Consider the following 18,653-nt stretch of genomic DNA (forward strand, 5'->3'; position numbering starts at 1 on the left):
CGAAAGGAGACTCACTTGACTCATCCGCTTCCTCACGTCCGGCTTCAGGCCGCGCTCAATCCCGCAGTCGAGCCGCAAGCGCCGTATGGCGACGCGCAGCGCGCCATCCTCGGCGGCGACGCCTGGACGCGCGCACACGCGCAAATCACGCGCTGGCCGGGCTATGCGCCCACGCCGCTCGCGCGCCTCGACGGCCTCGCGCGCGCGGCGGGCGTGGCGCAGATGCTCTACAAGGACGAAGGCGGACGGTTCGGCCTCGGCAGCTTCAAGGCGCTCGGCGGCGCGTACGCGGTGAGCCGCCTGCTGATGCGCGAGATCGCGGCGCGCACGGGTGCGGCGAACGTCGGCATCGACGATCTGCTCGGCGGCCGCTATGCGGACATCACGCGCGAGATCACCGTGACCTGCGCGACCGACGGCAACCATGGGCGCTCCGTGGCCTGGGGCGCGCAGCGTTTTGGCTGCGCCTGCGTGATCTATGTGCACGCCACGGTGAGCGAAGGCCGCAAGGCGGCGATCGAGCATTACGGCGCGCAGGTCGTGCGCACCTCCGGCAACTACGACGACTCGGTGCGCGAGGCCGCTGCCGACGCGGCGCGTCTGAACCGCTTTGTTGTTTCCGATACGTCGTACGAAGGCTATATGGACGTGCCGCGCGACGTGATGCAAGGCTACGCGGTGATGGCCGACGAGGCGATCGATCAATTGCCGGGCGGCGCGTTGCCCACGCATATCTTTCTGCAAGGCGGCGTGGGCGGCTTGGCCGCCGCCGTGTGCGCGCACTTCTGGGAGCGCTTTGGCGAGCGCCGCCCGCGCGTCGTCGTGGTCGAGCCCGACAAGGCCGCGTGCCTGTACGAGAGCGCGCGTGCGGGCAAGCCGGTGGCCGTGCACGGCGATCTCGACACCGTGATGGCCGGCCTGGCATGCGGCGAGGTTTCGCTGCTCGCGTGGTCGATTCTCAAGCCGGGTGCTTTCGGATTCCTCACGATCGACGATGAATCCGCGCTCGATACGGTGCGCCTGCTCGCCTCGGGGCGATACGGCGACGCGCCGATCGTGGCCGGAGAATCCGCGGTGGCGGGGCTCACGGGCTGTCTTGCCGCGCTGGCGGACGAAACGGTGCGCGCGCAACTGGGTCTGGATGCGACGAGCCGCGTGCTGGTGTTCGGCAGCGAAGGCGCGACCGACGCCGCGCTGTATCAGCGCATCGTGGGACGGACCGCCGAGGCGGTGAGGATGGCCGCATGAGCGCCGCGCTCGACACACTCGGCAAGCTCGACAATCCGCGTCATGTCGCGCAGGAGAGCGCTGTGCCGCGCATCGACCTGGCGCGCCTCATCGCCCGCATCGAAGCGCTTGCGCAGGTCGGCGCGATCGCAGGCGGCGGCGTCTGCCGCCTCGCCTTGAGCGACGAGGACCGCCAGGGCCGCGACCTCGTGGCGGGCTGGATGCGCGAACTCGGCCTCGACGTGACGATCGACGCCATCGGCAATGTGGTGGGCGTGCGCGCGGGGCGCGAGGCGCTGCCGCCGGTGATGACCGGCTCGCATATCGACACGGTGCGCACGGGCGGCCGCTACGACGGCAACCTGGGCGTGCTCGCGGGGCTCGAAGTGGTCGCGGCGCTCAACGACGCGGGCGTCGTCACGCGCCGCCCCATTGCCGTGGCGTTCTTCACGAACGAGGAAGGCGCGCGCTTCGCACCCGACATGATGGGCAGCCTCGTGTTCCAGGGCGGCCTCGCGCTCGACGAAGCGTTGCGCACGAAGGGCATCGACGGCACGACGGTCGGCGAGAATCTTGCGCGCATTGGCTACGCGGGGCCGCAGCCGGTGGGCGGCGCGCGCGACGTGCATGCGTTCGTGGAGTTGCATGTGGAGCAAGGGCCGCTGCTGGAGCACGAAGGGCTCACCATTGGCGCGGTGACGGGCGTGCAGGGCATTCACTGGACCGAGTTCGTGGTGGAGGGCACCTCGAATCACGCGGGCACCACGCCGATGGCGCTGCGCCACGACGCGGGCATCGTGGCGATGCAGATTGCCTGCTACGCCCGAGAAGTGGCGCGCGAACTGGGCGGCGGCCAGCTTGCGACGGTGGGGCACGTGAAGCTCACGCCCGACCTCGTCAACGTCATTCCGAACCGCGCCGAGTTCACGCTCGACCTGCGCAATACCGACGCCGACGGGCTCGCACAGGCCGTGCAGCGCGTGTTCGCCTTCGCACAGGAGGCGGCGAGCGCGGAGGGCGTGCGCATCACGCACCGGCCGCTCGCGGACTTCGCGCCGGTTGCGTTCGACGAGCGCATCGTCGCGCGTGTGGAGTCGATCGCGCGCGAGCGCGGCCACAGCGTGCGGCGCATGCCGAGCGGCGCGGGCCACGACGCGCAGATGCTCGCGCGCATGTGTCCGGCGGGCATGATCTTCGTGCCGAGCGTGGGTGGCCTCTCGCACAACGTGGCGGAGTACACGCACGAGCACGATATCGAAGCGGGCGCGGGCGTGTTGCTGGATCTGCTCGTCGAACTGGCCGGCTGAGGATTGCCGCAATTTTGTTTAGTGTCTTTTGAAATTCTATTAGTACACCATAGGGACTATCAGGAGGGTTTTTCCATGTCACGCATCATCAACGTCGCCGCCGCGCAACTCGGACCGATCGAGCGCTCGCATTCGCGCTGCGAAGTCGTCGAAAGACTGCTCGCGCACTTGCGCGAGGCGCATGCGATGGGCTGCCAGCTCGTGGTGTTTCCCGAGCTCGCGCTCACCACATTCTTCCCGCGCTGGTACGCCGAAGATATTGCCGAAATGGACGCGTTTTACGAGCGCCAGATGCCCGGACCCGAAACGCAGATTCTCTTCGACACCGCGAAGAAACTCGGCATCGGCTTCTATCTCGGCTATGCGGAACTCGCGCATGAAGCGGGCCGCGTGCATCGCTACAACACGGCCATTCTGGTTGGCCAGAACGGCGAGATTGTCGGCAAGTACCGCAAGGTGCATTTGCCGGGCCACGCCGCGCACGAGCCGTGGCGCGCTTTCCAGCACCTGGAGAAGTACTACTTCGAGCCGGGCGAGCGCTTCGATGTCTGGCGCGCGTTCGGCGGCGTGCTCGGCATGGCGCTGTGCAACGATCGCCGCTGGCCGGAGACTTATCGCGTGATGGGCCTTCAGGGCGCGGAGATGATCCTGCTCGGCTACAACACGCCGGTCCACAACCCGCCCGCGCCCGAGCACGACGACCTTTCGATGTTCCACAACCATCTCGTGATGCAGGCGGGCGCCTACCAGAACGGCACCTGGGTGGTGGGCGTCGCGAAGGCCGGCAACGAGGCGGGCTGCGAGATGATCGGCGGCACCTGCATCATCGCGCCTTCGGGCGAGATCGTCGCGGCGTGCTCGACCAAGGGCGATGAACTTGCCATTGCGCGCTGTGACCTGAGCCTGTGCGACTCGTACAAGAACACCACGTTCAATTTCGAGCGCCACCGCCGCCCCGAAGCCTATGGGCTGATTACCGAACGCCGCGGGGCTGTCCTGCCCGCTCCACTCGCCGCTTAATACCACAGCAAGCGGCACACGCCCTTCTTGTTACGATGGATGCGAGCGCCTTCGGGCGCCCGCAGGGGGGCGTCTTACCTGAAAAAAGCCGAAGGAGAGCCAAAATGAGTGATTCCCTACAGGTTGCGTCGTCGCCGGGCGCCATGTCCGGTGAGCCCCATGCGGGCGTCGTGAGCGATCACGCGCTCTATCGCAAGGTTGCGCGGCGCCTCTTGCCGTTCCTGATGATGTGCTACGTCGCAGCGTTTCTCGACCGCGTGAACGTGGGCTTTGCGAAGCTACAGATGCTCGCCGACCTGAACTTCAGCGAGACGGTGTACGGGCTCGGCGCGGGAATCTTCTTCATCGGCTATTTTTTGTTCGAAGTGCCAAGCAATGTGTTCATGCACCGCATTGGCGCGCGCAAGACGCTCGCGCGCATCATGATCCTGTGGGGCTGCATTTCCGCGTTGATGATGCTCACGCGCACGCCGTGGCAGTTCTATCTGTTGCGCTTCATGCTCGGCGCGGCCGAAGCGGGTTTTTATCCCGCGATCATTCTTTACCTCACGTACTGGTTCCCTTCGAACCGCCGCGCACAGGTGATCGCGACCTTCATGGCCGCCGTGCCGCTCGCGGGCATCATCGGCGGCCCGCTGTCGGGCGGCATCATGAGCGCGCTGCACAGCCATCACGGCATTGCCGGCTGGCAGTGGATGTTCCTCATCGAGGCGGTGCCGTCCGTCCTGCTCGGCATCGCGGTGCTGGGCTACCTCGACAACCGCATTGCCGACGCGCGCTGGCTCAGCGCCGCCGAGAAGTCGCGCCTCGAACATAACCTGCAAGGCGAACGCAGCACGCGCACCGAGCACGTTTCGCTCTGGCACCTGCTGCGCGACCGCCGCGTGCTGCACATGGCGCTGATCTGCTATTGCACGGTGTCGAGCCTCTCGGGCCTCGCGTTCTGGGTGCCGTCCATCATCAAGTCCACCGGCGTGGTTTCGCTTTTCAACGTGGGCCTGCTCACGGCGATTCCGAACGTCTGCGCGGTGATCTCGATGGTGCTCGTGTGCCGCCATTCGGATGCCACGCGCGAGCGCCGCTGGCACATGATCGTGCCGTTTCTCGTGGGCGGCACGGGCCTCGTGCTGAGCACGCTGTACAGCGACAACCCCGTGTTCGCGGTGGCGATGCTCTCGGTGGCGTCGGCGGGCTGCATGGTGTGTTCGCCGCTGTTCTGGAGCCTGCCCACCGCGTTCCTGGATGGCAAGAGCGCCGCGGCCGGGATTGCGGGCATCAACGCGTTCGCGGGGCTGGCGGCCTTTGCGAGCCCTTACGTGATCGGCTGGTGCAAGGACCTGACCGGCAGCACGAATGCGGGCATGTATTTTCTCGCGAGCTTCACGGTGCTGGGCGCGATTCTCGTGTACCTCACGCCGAGCCGTCTCGTAGACCGTTGAATGATCTTGAGGGAGTGAGGGTATGTTGAGCGATGTAGTGAGGTTGACGCAGGATATGGTGCGCGTGCCGAGCCTTTCGGGCGACGAGGCGCGCGTTTCGGAACTGGTGGCGGGGCGCATGCGCGAAGCCGGCTTCACCGACGTGCGCACGGACCGTAACGGTTCGGTGCTCGGGCTGATCGGTCCTGAGGATGCCGAAGTGGCGCTGCTCTTCGACGGTCATCTCGACGTCGTGCCCGTGGTGGGCGACTGGCGCTTCGACCCGTTCGGCGCGACGCTGCACGAAGGCCGCCTGTACGGACGCGGCAGCACCGACATGAAAGGCGGTGTCGCCGCCGCGATCTGCGGGGTGGCGGCCGCCGCGCGCGAGGGCAAGCTCACGCGGCGCGTGGGCGTTTCGGCCAGCGTGCTCGAAGAGGTGATCGAAGGGCATGCGCTCGGTTCGGTGCTCGACCTGTGCGAGCCCGCGGCCGTGGTGATTTGCGAGCCGTCGAAGCTCGAAGTGAGGACGGGGCAGAAAGGGCGGCTCGAACTGCTGCTCACGCTACACGGCAAGCCCGCGCACGCCGCCTCGCCGCATCTGGGCGTGAATCCGCTGCACGCGGCGGCGCGCGCGCTGCTCGCGCTGGAGGCGCTCACGCTGCCGACCGATCCCGTGCTCGGCCGCGCGCTGCTCGTGCCGACCGATATCGTGTCCTCGCCGTATCCGTCGATCTCGATGATTCCTTCGGCCACGACGATCCGCTTCGATCGCCGCACGCTCAGCGGCGAGAACGCCGACGACGTGCTCGGCGAGGTGCGTGCATGCCTCGCCGCCCACGGCATCGACGGCTATACGCTTAGTATCACTGATGATGCCGTGCAGACCTTCACGGGTCTCGAAGCGCGTCCGTCACGCTGGCTGCCGGCATGGAGCCAGCCCGAGGACGCGCCGCTCGTGAAGCAGGCGTTCGAGGCGTTGACGCGCGCGGGCGTTGCGCCGCGTTCGGGTTGCTGGCCGTTCTGCACGAACGGTTCGGAATCGGCGGGGCGCCGCCGCATTCCGACCATCGGGCTCGGGCCGGGCAACGAGGAGGACGCGCATACGATCGACGAGTCGATCGCGCTCGATCAGCTCGAAGCGGCGAAGGAGGTCTACAAGCAGCTCACGTTGCTCGCGTGCGCTGCGTGAAGTCGACTATTCGGTGAGGCACTGGCGCGCTTCCAGCGCGCCTGTCGTCGCTTCGAATTCCTCGACGCCAACCGGGCGGCAGAACAGATAGCCCTGGTACGCATAGCAGCCCGCCGAGGCGAGGAAGGCGCGCTGCTCCTCGGTTTCGACGCCTTCGGCGATCACGCCGATGCCGAGGCTGTGCGCCAGCGCCACGATGGTTCGCGCGATCACGGCGTCGTTGGGGTCGACGAGCACGTCGCGCACGAAGGAGCGGTCGATCTTGAGCTGCGCGAGCGGCAGGCGCTTCAGGTAGGACAGCGAGGAATAGCCAATGCCGAAATCGTCGAGCGCGAACACGATGCCTTTCGCCTTGAGCGCTTCCATCTTCTCGATGATTTCCTGCACGTTGTTCACCAGCACGCTTTCGGTGAGTTCCAGCTTCAGCCGGTCCGGCCGTGCGCCGGTGCGCTGGAGGGTGGCGAGCACGGTGTCCACGAAATCGGGCTTGTGAAGCTGCTGAACGCTTACGTTGACCGCAATCGTCAAATGTTCGAGATCGGGCCGCTCCGCCCAACGGGCCAACTGCATGCACGCCGCGTGCAGGACCCACGCGCCCAGTTCGGCGATCAGGCCGGTATCTTCCGCCACCGGAATGAAGTCGGCCGGGTAGACAAGGCCGCGCGCGGGATGGGACCAGCGCACGAGCGCCTCGGCGCCGGTCACGCGCTCGCCGTCGATCTGCGCCTGGTAGTGCAGCAGGAACTGATCGTTTTCGATGGCGTCGCGCAACGCCGCCTCCAGCGCCGCGCGCTCCACCACCACGGTTTGCATCTCGGGATCGAACAGGCGCACGGCGTTGCGGCCGCGCTCCTTCGACTTGTACATGGCGAGGTCGGCCTGCTTCATGAGGTCGTCCGTGGACACCTGATAGCCGTTGAACACGGTGGCGCCAATACTTGCCGAGCTGCGGTAGTCGATTTCGTCGAGATGATACGGACTGCCGAGGACCGAAAGGATCGTCTCGCCGAGCGCCTCGGTTTGCCTTGCCGCCTCGCAGCGATCGGGGTTCAGGTTCCCCACGACGACCACGAACTCGTCGCCGCCCACGCGCGCCACGGTGTCGCTGCGCGGAATGCTCGCCGCAAGACGCTTGGCCACTTCCTGCAACAGCAGATCGCCCTTGTCGTGGCCGAGCGTGTCGTTGAGCGTCTTGAAGTGATCGAGATCGATGAACAGCAGCGCGCCGCTCGTGCCTTTGCGCGCGCTCACGGCAAGCGCCTGCCGCAGGTTGTCCAGCAGCAGCGTGCGGTTGGGCAGGCCGGTCAGCGCGTCGTAGAAGGCCAGTTCCTTGATCTTCTCGTCGGCGATCTTGCGCTCGGTGATGTCGCGCCCGCTCGTGCGAAAGCCGATGAATTCACCCCGGGAATCGGTGATCGGAACCCACGAGACGGACAGCCACATGAGCGAGCCGTCCTTGCGGATGCAGCGGAATTCGAGGTTGTCGCCGCGCGATCCTTGCTGCGCGTTGCGGAACTGCGGGGCAACGAGGGCGGCGTCGCCCGGATAGATCACCGTGCAGGCGAAGTCGTCCATGACCATGCACTCGTCGACGGTATAGCCGATGTATTCCTCCACCGCGGAATTGATCCAGCGCGGCTTGCCCTCGGGGGACCACCAGATTTCCCAGTTGACCGTGCAGTCCGCAATGGCGCGGAATTTTTCCTCGTTTTCGCGCAGTTCCTTCGTCATCGAGGAAGCAAGGCGCATGGCGCGGCTGCGGCCCGTGAGCATGAGCCACGTGAGGAGCGCGAGCAGCAGGCTCAGGCCCGTGCCCGTGATGGCGATGAGCGTGGCGCCGTCGCGGCCAAAGCGCGCCTTGAAGCCGTCGCGCGCCGTCATCGTCAGCATCCAGTCATGGCCGCAGACGACGAGATACTCGCGCGCGGTGAGATCCGCGCTCACGTTGTGGCCGGCCGGGCCCGACGTTTTGTAGAGCAGCGCGCCGGGCGACGATTCCACGCCGTCGTAAATCGCGATCGAGAGGCCCGGCGGCTCCTCGCCATACAGGCTCGCGACGACGTCGTGCATGCGAAAGGAGGCGTAGACCCAGCCGAGCAGTTGTTCGCGGCGCTCGGTGGCGTTGTCCGGCATCTGGCCGCCCGCGTACACCGGCATGTACATGACGAAGCCCGGCTTGGCGCCTGGATCGGTGTCGACGGACAGGCGAACCTTGCCGGTGATGGTCGCCATGCCCGTGTCGCGCGCCTGTTCCATGGCGCGGCGCCGGACCGGATCGGCCCACGCGTCGAAGCCGGCCGCCGCGCGATTGGCGCCGATATGCGGCTCGCGCTGGATGATGGGCGCGTAATTGTCGCGCGGGCCATCGGGCTGGATCACATAGTCGGGCAAACCGCGCCGGTGCATGGAGGCGATATGGGCGGCCTTTTGCGTGGCCGGCACCCACTCGACGATGCCGATGGCCTGGATGCCGGAAAAGTTGGCGTCCAGATTGAGCGAGTCGACGTACGCGCGGAACTGGTCGCGATTGACCTCGCCGCTCGCGGCGAAGAGGCTCTGCACGCCGCGCAGCAGCAGTTCGTACGTACCCATGCGCTGCTCGACGCGGCTCACCACGTCGCCGAGCGAAAAGTCGAACTGCGAGAGGATCTCGTGCCGCGTGGCTTGCCGCTCGTGATTCCAGAGCGCCCACGTCACGCCGAGCGCGGCGGCGAGGACCAGTAGCGGGAGCAGAACGAGGCGCGTCCGGTTCATGGCGGTGTCTAGAAAGGGACCATGGAGTCGGCGAGGTCGGGCTTGAAATACTTCGCGAAGATGCGGCGCACCGTGCCGTCCGCGATCATTTCGTTGACCACCGCGCGCCACTTGTCGCGCTCCTCGGGCGTGAGCGCCTTCTTCGACATGATGAGCCCATGCGGGATGGGCGGGTCATCGAACTCCACGATCGTTGTCACGTCCCGAATCTTCTTGTCGTCGATAGCGGGGTAATCGAACGGCTCGATGATCATCCCCTGAATACGCCCGAGCAGCAGCGCCTGATAAAGCGGCTCCAGACCGCCTGCCTGGCTCACGCGATTTTCGGCGGAGAGCGAATCGACCAGACGGTTGGCCGAGTCGCTGTAGCGAAAGCTGCGAATCACGCCAAGCTGAAATTTGTTGTTGTGCTCGAAATCGGCAAGCTGATGGATGCCGGAGTCCTTGCGCACCAGCAGATAATACTTGTTGCTGAAGTACCAGGCGAAATCCGCGTATTGATTGCGCTCGTCGTTGGCAATGCCCGAGAGGCTGAAATCCAGCGCGCCGGACTCGATCAGCTTCCAGATGCGCGCGCGCGACATCAGGCTGACGCGGATCTGGCAGCCGCTGCGGCGCTCCAGTTCATCGGCGAAGTCCTTGTCGATGCCCGTGTCGGTGTCGACGGAGTAGAGCAGGCCGTGGTCGTGTAAGGCTAGCGTAAATGAACGCGTGCAGTCCGGGCCCGCGGCGAAAGCGGTGCCAAGACAGCCGAGCGCCAGCAGCAGGCCTGCGAGGCAATGGCGAATCACGGTGTCTCCGTTTTATGCGAGAGGGATAAAGCCGGTGCGTCAGGCGGAAAACTGTCTTCACGACTTATCGGCAGCGCATTGTAATTCTTGAGACGGCCCCGAATAAATTTTTTGCACGGATTTTGTGCGGCGAACGGGTGCATGGCGAAGTCCGATTTCGTGGCGGCCAAAAAAAAGCGCGTTGACGCAAGGTCAACGCGCGATTGTCGCCTGGGACTTCGTTTATGAGTAGGGCGGCGGAGGATCGAAACGCAATGTTTTCAATCTCCTTAAGCGCCCTCCACCGGGTCACGGTTCAACATGCTCTTCGGAATCGAGAGAATGAGGACGCAACTGACCAGGAGACATGCCCCCAGCGCATACGTGCCGTTGTTGATGTCGCCGGTGAGGTCTTTCGCCACGCTCGTGATCATCGAGCCCGTGAAGCCCGAAAGATTGCCGACCGAATTGATGAGCGCAATGCCTGCCGCCGCCGCCGTGCCCGAGAGAATCTGCCCAGGGAAGGTCCAGAAGATGGGCATCAGGCCTAGAATCGCGCAGGTCGAAATAGTCAGGAATACGATGGAAACCGGCACGCTGTGCGCGAACAGCGCACTCAGGATCAGGCCGACACCGCCGATGCAGGCCGGGATGGCAGCATGCCAGCGGCGCTCGCCCGTCTTGCGCGAGTGCGAGGCGTTCCAGATCATCGCGACGACGGCGCTCAAGTAAGGAATGGCGGTCAGCAGGCCGATGTTGAACGTGCTCTTTACGCCGGATGCCTTGATGATGGAGGGTAGCCAGAACGCGAGGCCATAGAAGCCGGTGTTGAAGGTGAGCAGAATGAACGTGAGCAGCCAGACGCGCGGGCTCTTGAGCGCCGCCGCCACGCTATGCGTCTTCTTCGCGCTTTCCTGCTCCAGATTCCTTTGCAGCACGGCCTTTTCAGCGGCCGTGAGCCACTTCGCGGACTGAATGCCGTCGCCCATGCGAAAGAGCACCACGAAGGCCACGAGGATCGACGGCACGCCTTCGAGCAGCAGCATCCACTGCCAGCCGCCAAGACCGAACGCGCCATGCGTGTTTTCCATCAGCCACCCGGAGATCACGCCGCCGAGCGTGAGGCTCACGGGAATGGCGATCAGGAAGCCCGACATCGCGACGCTCTGGCGGCGCGCGGGAAACCAGTAGTTCAGGTAAAGGATGATGCCGGGAAAGAAACCGGCTTCGCATACGCCCAGCAGGAACCGGAGGATGTAGAACATCGTCGAGGTTTGCACGTGGAAGAAGCTCGCGAGCGGCGAGATGAACGCAAGCGACGAAGACACGATACCCCACGTCACCATGATGCGCGCGATCCAGAAGCGCGCGCCGTAGCGGTGCAGGAGCAGGTTGCTCGGCATTTCGAAGAGGAAATAGCCCCAGAAGAAAATGCTCGCGCCGACGGCGTAGACGCTGTCGCTCAAGCCGAGCGAGTCGAGCATTTGCAGCTTCGCAAAGCCCACGTTGACGCGATCCAGGTACGCGACGACGTAGCACAGCAGCAACAACGGCAGAATGCGCTTGAGTACCTTGCGGTACAGCAGGTCTTCAGCCTCGTTGACGGCGGCTGGGGAGTCCGCGATCTGGGTCAGGGTTGGCATGGGATTGTCTCCATTTGCGTGTGGCTGTTCTCAACTGCGATCTTATGTTACCGATAACATTCGATGGCGTAATAACGCCCGGGAAATTTGTTATCGATAACAAAGTTAGCACGGCGCGCGGTTTTCCCGCAAGCCAGGGGATTCCACCTGGGTGGTCCGCAACGACTGCCTTATGATCGGCGTTCGCCGCCGTGTGCCGTGCAATTCCAACTCTTTCGAACCTGATGGCCCATCTCCGCAATCCTCCGCGTGTCGTCGGCGACGCGCCTTCCGGCCCGCCCCGCATGTCCGATGTCGCGCGCCTTGCGGGCGTATCGAAGATGACGGTTTCGCGCGTGCTCGCCGGGCACAGCGTGGCGCTGGCGACGCGCGAGCGCGTGCAGCAAGCCATCGACGAACTCGGCTACGTGGCGGACGCGGCGGCGGGCGCGCTCTCGTCGGGCCGCTCGGAATTCGTGGCCGTGCTCGTGCCGTCGCTGGCCAGTTCCAACTTCTCCGACACGGTGCGCGGCCTCTCGGCGAGGCTCGAACCGCACGGGCTGCAACTGCTGCTGGGCGACACCGACTATGACCTCGCGCGCGAGGAGCGGCTGGTTCGTTCCATGCTGCGCTATCAGCCGCGCTGCATCGCGCTCACGGGCTCGCAGCATACCGATGGCACGCGGCGCCTGCTCGAACGCTCGCGCATACCCGTGGTGGAAATGTGGGACATGCCGGCGAGACCCATCGACATGGCCGTGGGCTTTTCAAACGTGCGTGCGGCCCGCGAAATGGTGCGATACTTGAAAGATCGCGGCTACCGGAAAATAGGCTTCCTCGGTGGCGCGAGCGACCTCGACCGGCGTGGTCTCGAACGCCTGAAAGGCTACCAGCAGGAGATCCGGGCGCAAGGGCTTGGCGAGCCGCGCGTCATACGCCTCGGCCAGTCGCCGATCACCATGAGCCACGGCGCACCGGCGCTCGACGCGCTGCTCGCGCAATGGCCCGACACCGACGCGGTCATGTGCGTGAGCGACATGTCGGCGTTCGGCGCGATCATGCAATGCCATCGCCGCGGCATCCGCGTGCCGCACGACATGGCCGTGGCGGGTTTCGGCAATTTCGAACTTGCCGCGTGTTGCCAACCGCCGATCACCACGGTGTCCGTCGACGCTTACGGCATCGGCTCGCGCACCGGCGAGCTGCTGCTCGCGGCCACCATGGCGGCTGACCTGCCGCTCAAGCCCGAACACCGCAAGGTCGCGATCGATCATGCCGTCGTAGCCCGGGAAAGCGCGTAGTTCGACCTGGTGCACAGGCGCGGCGGCGCATGATAACATCGAGAAATGTTACCGATAACAGAGCGTTGACGGAACGATAACGGAACGATCGGCAGGGCAGGCAAAAGTGGCCGCCCCAACGTCAGGACAAGGAACAACGGAGCAAGACATATGACCCAGCCCAACGCACGCCGCCTGCGCAGCCAGGAATGGTTCGACGATCCGGCCCACGCCGACATGACCGCGCTTTATGTCGAACGTTTCATGAACTACGGCCTCACGCGCGAAGAACTGCAATCGGGCCGCCCGATCATCGGCATTGCGCAAACGGGCAGCGACCTCGCGCCCTGCAACCGCCACCATATCGAACTCGCGGAGCGTACCAAGGCGGGCATTCGGGACGCGGGCGGCATTCCCATGGAATTCCCCGTTCACCCGCTTGCCGAGCAAAGCCGCCGGCCCACCGCCGCGCTCGACCGCAATCTCGCCTATCTCGGGCTCGTCGAAATTCTGCATGGCTTCCCGCTCGACGGCGTCGTGCTGACCACCGGTTGCGACAAGACCACGCCCGCGTGCCTGATGGCCGCGGCCACGGTCGACATGCCGGCCATCGTGCTGTCCGGCGGCCCGATGCTCGACGGCTGGCACCACGGCCAGCGCGTGGGCTCCGGCACGGTCATCTGGCACGCGCGCAATCTGCTCGCGGCGGGCGAGATCGACTATGAGGGCTTCATGGAGCTGACCACTGCTTCGTCGCCTTCCATCGGCCACTGCAACACCATGGGCACGGCGCTTTCGATGAACAGTCTCGCCGAAGCGCTAGGCATGTCGCTGCCCGGCTGCGCGAGCATTCCGGCGGCCTACCGCGAGCGCGGCCAGATGGCGTATGCAACGGGCAAGCGCATCGTGGACCTCGTGCGCGACGACGTGCGGCCCTCACACATCATGACCAAAGAGGCGTTCGAGAACGCTATCGTCGTCGCTTCCGCGCTCGGTGCGTCCACCAACTGCCCGCCGCACCTCATCGCGATTGCGCGGCACATGGGTGTCGAACTGAGCCTGGAAGACTGGCAGCGCGTGGGCGAGCAGGTGCCGCTCATCGTGAACTGCATGCCGGCCGGCGAATACCTGGGCGAAAGCTTCCACCGCGCGGGCGGCGTGCCCGGCGTGATGCGCGAACTCGACCGCGCGGGCCTCGTGCACCGCGAGTGCCTGACGGTATCGGGCCGCAGCATCGGCGCCATCGCCGACGGCACGCCCGAGCCCGACCGTGAAGTCATCAAGACTACTGACGATCCGCTCAAGCACGGTGCGGGCTTCATGGTGCTCTCGGGCAACTTCTTCGACAGCGCGATCATGAAGATGTCGGTGGTGGGCGACGCGTTCCGCCAAACGTATTTGAGCGAGCCGGGCGCGGAGAACAAGTTCGAGGCGAGGGCGATCGTATTCGACGGCCCGGAAGACTATCACGCCCGCATCAACGACCCGTCGCTCGAAATCGACCAGCATTGCATTCTCGTGATTCGCGGCGCGGGCACGGTGGGCTACCCCGGCAGCGCCGAGGTCGTCAACATGGCGCCGCCCGCGGAACTGGTGCGTCAGGGCATCACGTCGCTGCCCACGCTGGGCGACGGCCGCCAGAGCGGCACGTCGGCGAGCCCGTCCATCCTCAACATGTCGCCGGAGGCGGCCGTGGGCGGCGGGCTTGCGCTTCTGAAAACGGGCGACCGCATTCGCGTGGACCTCAACGCGCGCAGCGTGAATGTGCTGGTCGACGAAGCCGAACTCGCGCGCCGCCGCGAAACCGCGAACTTCGAGATTCCGCCCGCACAAACGCCGTGGCAGGAGTTGTACCGCAAGACGGTGGGGCAACTTTCCACGGGCGGCTGTCTCGAACCCGCCACGCTGTATCTGAAGGTGATCGCCGAGCGCGGCAACCCGCGGCACTCCCACTAAACCCGCATCGGGCCGGCGCGCGACACGCGCGACCGGTCCCGCCGCATCGTCGGCGCCCCTGAACTGGAGACACTGCGCACCATGACTTCGAACTCCCAATCAAACTGGCTTCCCGTCGATGTCGAGCAGGCCCTGCTCGTTGGCCGCGTATGGCGTCGCGCGGGCGAGCATGAAGGACCGTCCGTCGTGCTCGTTCGCCACGGCGAAGTGTTCGATATCACGCGCAGTGCGCCGACCACGGCGGATCTGTTCGATCGCGCGGACCTTGCCGCGTTCGCACGCACGGTGCAGGGCGAATCGCTCGGCCCGGTCGGCAAGCTGATCGAAGCGAACCTGCCCGCCGCGAACCTGCCCGACGGAGCGGCCCCCGCGCTGCGGCTGCTCGCGCCCAATGACGTTCAGGCGATCAAGGCGTGCGGCGTGACGTTCGCGGTGAGCCTCATCGAGCGTGTGATCGAGGAGCAGGCGGGCGGCGACCCCGCCAAAGCCCAGGAGGTGCGCGCAACCATTGCGGCCACGATCGGCACGGATCTTTCGAAGATCAAGCCGGGTTCGCAAGAGGCGATGAAGCTCAAGGCGGAACTCGAACGGCGCGGCGCGTGGTCCCAGTACATGGAAGTGGGCATCGGGCCCGACGCCGAAGTGTTTTCGAAATCGCAGCCCATGTCGGCCGTGGGCTTTGGCGCGGACATCGGGCTTCTGCCCGTATCGAGCTGGAACAACCCGGAACCCGAAATCGTGCTCGCCGTGAACAGCCGTGGCGAGATCGTGGGAGCAACGCTCGGCAACGACGTGAACCTGCGCGACATCGAAGGCCGCTCGGCCTTGCTGCTCGGCAAGTGCAAGGACAACAACGCCTCGTGTGCGATCGGTCCGTTCGTGCGTCTGTTCGACGAGTCGTTCGACCTCGACGCCGTGCGGCGCGCCAGCGTGGCGCTGCGCGTGGAAGGCGCGGACGACGGCTTCGTGCTCGAAGGCGTGAGCCACATGAGCGAGATCAGTCGCGACCCGGCCGATCTCGTCGCGCAGACGTGGGGCCGTCACCATCAGTATCCCGATGGCTTCATGCTGTTTCTCGGCACCATGTTCTCGCCGATCAAGGACCGCGATGCGCAAGGTGGCGGCTTCACGCACCACCTCGGCGACACGGTGACGATCACGACCCCGCAACTCGGTGCGCTGACCAACACCGTGCAGTTGAGCACCGAGATCGCGCCGTGGACCTTCGGCGTGCGCGCGCTTTACCGCAATCTGGCCGCGCGCGGCGTGTTGTGACGCGCGGCAGGGCCAATTAACCGATGCGCAGTTTTGGCTACTGCGCTGTCCTCAATTCGGCAGCAGCGCGCCGGTGCGAAGCGGGGTCGTCCCCGCGATCCACGCCACTTCCATGCCCGCGGTCGCGAAGCGCGCGCGCTGGCGCGCGTACAACACGCCGTTGACCGAACTCGTGAGCGTGACGACGCGATCGCCGAGCGGGTCCACGATGTCGGCAATGGGCTGGCCCGGTTCGACCCGCACGCCCACCGGCGCGCGGAATACGAGCACGCCGGAAACCGGCGCATGCAGCGTCTCGGCGCCCGCGAGCGGCGTGGCCGCGAACTCCAGTGGCGGCAGAGGCGCGGGCGTGCCGTCGATCGCTCCGCGATGCGTGAGGTATTCGACGATCGCGTTCGCGTCGCGCTCGGCGAACGCATAGCTCACGTCGGCTTGGCCGCGCAGCTCGATCGTCACGGAGATCGAGCCGTTCGGAATGGGGTAGCGCTCGCCGTAGCGCGCGCGCAATTCCGACCAGCAGAAGCTGTGGATCTCGTCGAATGGATTGCCGATCGAATTGAGCGCGAAAAGCGACGCTTTCGCGTCAAGGTAGCGCGCGAGCGGCTCGACATCGGGCCACAGTTCGGGGTTCGTGTAGAGATGCAGCGCGGCTTCGAAGTCGCAGTGCAGGTCGAGCACGACATCGGCGTCGCAGGCCAGGCGCTGGAGCGCGAGGCGCTGCGATGCCAGCTCGGTGGTGGGCGTCTGCGCGTCGAGCGCCTCGCGCATGGCCGCGCGCACCGCGAGCAGGTTCTGCTGCGCGTCGTCGCCCAGCCGCGACTCGACGTGCGGGATCACGAGCGTCGCGAGATCATGGAAGTGCCGATTGAAGTTCGACGCCGTACCGCTCTCGAAGCGGCCGAGCATCTGCCCGAGCAGGCGCTGGTTGAGGCCGATCGGATTCGGCACGGGCACGATGACGATTTCGCCGCGCAGCTTGCCCTCGGCCTCCAGCGTGGCCAGCCGTCTGCGCAAGGCCCAGGCGACCAGCATGCCGGGCAGTTCGTCGGCGTGCAGCGACGACTGGATATAGATCTTCTGCGCGCCGCACGGGCCATAGTGATAGCTCGTCAGATGCCGCTCGGTGCCGAGCGCGGGGGAAATCAGCGGATGAGTCTGTATTTGCATGATGGCGTGAGCGCGCCGGGCGCATGCCGGCGCGCGCAATGAGGAGTTCAGGAGCCGTACACGTCGAACGTGAAGTACCTGGCTTCGATCTTCTTGTAGGTGCCGTCCTTGATCATGTCCGCGAGCGCCTTGTCCACCTTGACCTTGAGGTCGGTGTCTTCCTTGCGCAGGCCAATGGCGGCGCCGCTGCCGAGCGCGCCCTTCGGATCGTCGAGATTGCCGCCCGTGAACGCGAAGCCCGCGCCGCGCGCGGTCTTCAGAAAGCCCATGTCGGCCTGCACGGCGTCCTGTAGCGCGGCGTCGAGGCGCCCCGAGATCAGGTCCGCATAGACCTGGTCCTGATCCTGATAAGGCACGATCTTCACGCCGTTCGGCGCCCAGTTGGCCTTTGCGTAGGATTCCTGAATCGATCCCTGCTCTACGCCGACGGTCTTGCCCTTCAAGGCGTCCGCCGTGGGCTGGAGAGGCGAGCCCTTCTTCGCGACGAGACGGGTCGGCGTATGGAAGACCTTCGACGAGAATGCGATTTGCGCCTCGCGCTGCGGCGTCATCGACATCGACGAGAGTACGGCGTCGAACTTCTTCGCCTTCAGCGCGGGGATCATGCCGTCGAACTCGCTTTCGACCCAGACGCATTTTGCGTTCAGGCGTTTGCAGATTTCATTGCCGAGGTCGACGTCGAAGCCGACCAGCTTGCCATCGGCGCTCTTCGATTCAAACGGGGGGTAACTGGCGTCCACGCCAAAGCGGACAGTGGTCCAGTCCTTCGCGCAGGCGGAGGTTGCGATTGCGAGCATCGCCACGCACAGGGCAAGCTTCTTCATTGACGTTGAGTCTCCAATAGGTGTCGTCCACGCTGCCTCGTGGGCGGCGGCCGGGTCAACAGGAGGCTCGCTTGCCTGCCTTGTTGTATAGACAAGATAAGCAATCTCAAATATTGAAAATAGTAGGGTTTTCGCTGACGAGCGAGATGGATTCAGCGTGAAATGCTGGGGATTGGTGCGGAGGAAGGACTGGGAACTGTCGTGGGACGTGCGGCTTAAGTGTTTATTGTATAGACAACTATGGGGTGATGCGAGGTGGAGCGCCTCGCATCCGGCTGGCGGTGCCTGGGTCGCGCGGACCCGTGCGCCGCTCAATCGTCGTCGTCGCCGTGCTTATGCCAGCCACGATGACGGCCGTGGTCGTGCCAGTGGCGTTCGTCCTCGTCGTCGTACCGGTAGCCGTAGCCATAGCCGTAGGCGGGTTGCTGGACATAGACCGGCGGCGGCGCTTCATAAACCACGGGCGGCGCTTCGACCACGGCCGGCGCCACATAGGTCGGGCCGGGAACGCCGAGATACACGCCGATATCGGCATGGGCGAACGCCGCGGTGCTGACGCACGCCCCGGCGAGTCCAGCGAAGAGAGTCAAGGTGAGGCGTTTCATGTGATTGTTTCCACTCGACGGACGCGGTTGTAATTGATGCGGATTCTAGTCGCGCCGGTCGCCAAATAAACTCATGGAATTGTCAATCGTGTAACGGGGGGTAAAACATCGGCCGTTATTGGCGGCTTAGGGGTGCCATAAGGTTCTCTTAAGCTCGAATGTGTTTTGGCGTGGATCGCGGTGTTCTTGAATTCGGAAATACACCCATGAAATCAAGGGGATATTGGAGTGAGGTG

At 65.3% G+C, this 18,653-nt stretch carries 14 protein-coding genes; 8 read left to right on the forward strand and 6 right to left on the reverse strand.

The genetic code is table 11. From position 1 onward, the window contains the following. Positions 1–15 precede the first annotated feature (15 nt). The 5 genes from C7402_RS39315 (at position 16) to C7402_RS39335 (ending at position 6,164) form a co-directional block, all read left to right on the forward strand. Positions 16–1,248, forward strand: a complete 1,233-nt coding sequence (locus C7402_RS39315) for a diaminopropionate ammonia-lyase (protein ID WP_116614381.1) — start codon at positions 16–18, stop codon at positions 1,246–1,248. Continuing rightward, positions 1,245–2,534: a M20 family metallo-hydrolase gene (locus tag C7402_RS39320; protein ID WP_116614382.1), complete on the forward strand. Its 1,290-nt coding sequence runs from the start codon at positions 1,245–1,247 to the stop codon at positions 2,532–2,534. The genes C7402_RS39315 and C7402_RS39320 overlap by 4 nt, the downstream gene beginning before the upstream one ends. Before the next feature lie 75 nt (positions 2,535–2,609). Beyond that, positions 2,610–3,554 (forward strand): N-carbamoyl-D-amino-acid hydrolase, encoded by a 945-nt coding sequence (locus C7402_RS39325; protein ID WP_116614383.1) that lies wholly within the window; start codon positions 2,610–2,612, stop codon positions 3,552–3,554. Positions 3,555–3,658: 104 nt separating this feature from the next. After that, on the forward strand, positions 3,659–4,993 hold the full coding sequence (locus tag C7402_RS39330) for an MFS transporter (protein ID WP_116614384.1): 1,335 nt from the start codon (positions 3,659–3,661) through the stop codon (positions 4,991–4,993). A 22-nt stretch (positions 4,994–5,015) separates the two neighbouring features. Next, a complete protein-coding gene (locus C7402_RS39335; protein WP_112173655.1) occupies positions 5,016–6,164 on the forward strand; it encodes a YgeY family selenium metabolism-linked hydrolase in 1,149 nt (382 codons plus the stop codon). 6 nt (positions 6,165–6,170) lie between these two features. On the opposite strand, the gene C7402_RS39340 is transcribed toward C7402_RS39335, so the two are convergent. The 3 genes from C7402_RS39340 to C7402_RS39350 form a co-directional block, all read right to left on the reverse strand. After that, positions 6,171–8,918: a bifunctional diguanylate cyclase/phosphodiesterase gene (locus C7402_RS39340; protein WP_116614385.1), complete on the reverse strand. Its 2,748-nt coding sequence runs from the start codon at positions 8,916–8,918 to the stop codon at positions 6,171–6,173. A gap of 8 nt (positions 8,919–8,926) precedes the next feature. Then, positions 8,927–9,709, reverse strand: a complete 783-nt coding sequence (locus C7402_RS39345; RefSeq protein WP_112173657.1) for a substrate-binding periplasmic protein — start codon at positions 9,707–9,709, stop codon at positions 8,927–8,929. A 269-nt stretch (positions 9,710–9,978) separates the two neighbouring features. Continuing rightward, a complete protein-coding gene (locus C7402_RS39350; protein WP_112173658.1) occupies positions 9,979–11,331 on the reverse strand; it encodes an MFS transporter in 1,353 nt (450 codons plus the stop codon). A gap of 284 nt (positions 11,332–11,615) precedes the next feature. Between C7402_RS39350 and C7402_RS39355 the strand changes: the two genes are divergently transcribed. The 3 genes from C7402_RS39355 (at position 11,616) to C7402_RS39365 (ending at position 15,821) form a co-directional block, all read left to right on the forward strand. Then, entirely contained in the window at positions 11,616–12,611 is a 996-nt protein-coding gene (locus C7402_RS39355; RefSeq protein ID WP_116614398.1) for a LacI family DNA-binding transcriptional regulator, read from the forward strand. Positions 12,612–12,761: 150 nt separating this feature from the next. Continuing rightward, a complete protein-coding gene (locus C7402_RS39360; RefSeq protein WP_116614386.1) occupies positions 12,762–14,546 on the forward strand; it encodes an IlvD/Edd family dehydratase in 1,785 nt (594 codons plus the stop codon). Between the two features lie 81 nt (positions 14,547–14,627). Next, complete coding sequence (locus C7402_RS39365) at positions 14,628–15,821, forward strand: fumarylacetoacetate hydrolase family protein (RefSeq protein WP_116614387.1); 1,194 nt, start codon at positions 14,628–14,630, stop codon at positions 15,819–15,821. A gap of 51 nt (positions 15,822–15,872) precedes the next feature. On the opposite strand, the gene C7402_RS39370 is transcribed toward C7402_RS39365, so the two are convergent. From C7402_RS39370 to C7402_RS39380, 3 genes are all read right to left on the reverse strand, one after another. Continuing rightward, the gene (locus tag C7402_RS39370) at positions 15,873–16,988 is read right to left on the reverse strand and encodes a succinylglutamate desuccinylase/aspartoacylase family protein (RefSeq protein ID WP_116614388.1); all 1,116 of its coding nucleotides are present in this window, start codon (positions 16,986–16,988) and stop codon (positions 15,873–15,875) included. A gap of 47 nt (positions 16,989–17,035) precedes the next feature. Beyond that, positions 17,036–17,812, reverse strand: a complete 777-nt coding sequence (locus C7402_RS39375) for an ABC transporter substrate-binding protein (RefSeq protein WP_112173662.1) — start codon at positions 17,810–17,812, stop codon at positions 17,036–17,038. 311 nt (positions 17,813–18,123) lie between these two features. Continuing rightward, entirely contained in the window at positions 18,124–18,417 is a 294-nt protein-coding gene (locus C7402_RS39380) for a hypothetical protein (RefSeq protein ID WP_116614389.1), read from the reverse strand. Positions 18,418–18,653 lie beyond the last annotated feature (236 nt).

It is taken from the genome of Paraburkholderia unamae (assembly GCF_003096875.1).
GTDB lineage: Bacteria > Pseudomonadota > Gammaproteobacteria > Burkholderiales > Burkholderiaceae > Paraburkholderia > Paraburkholderia unamae.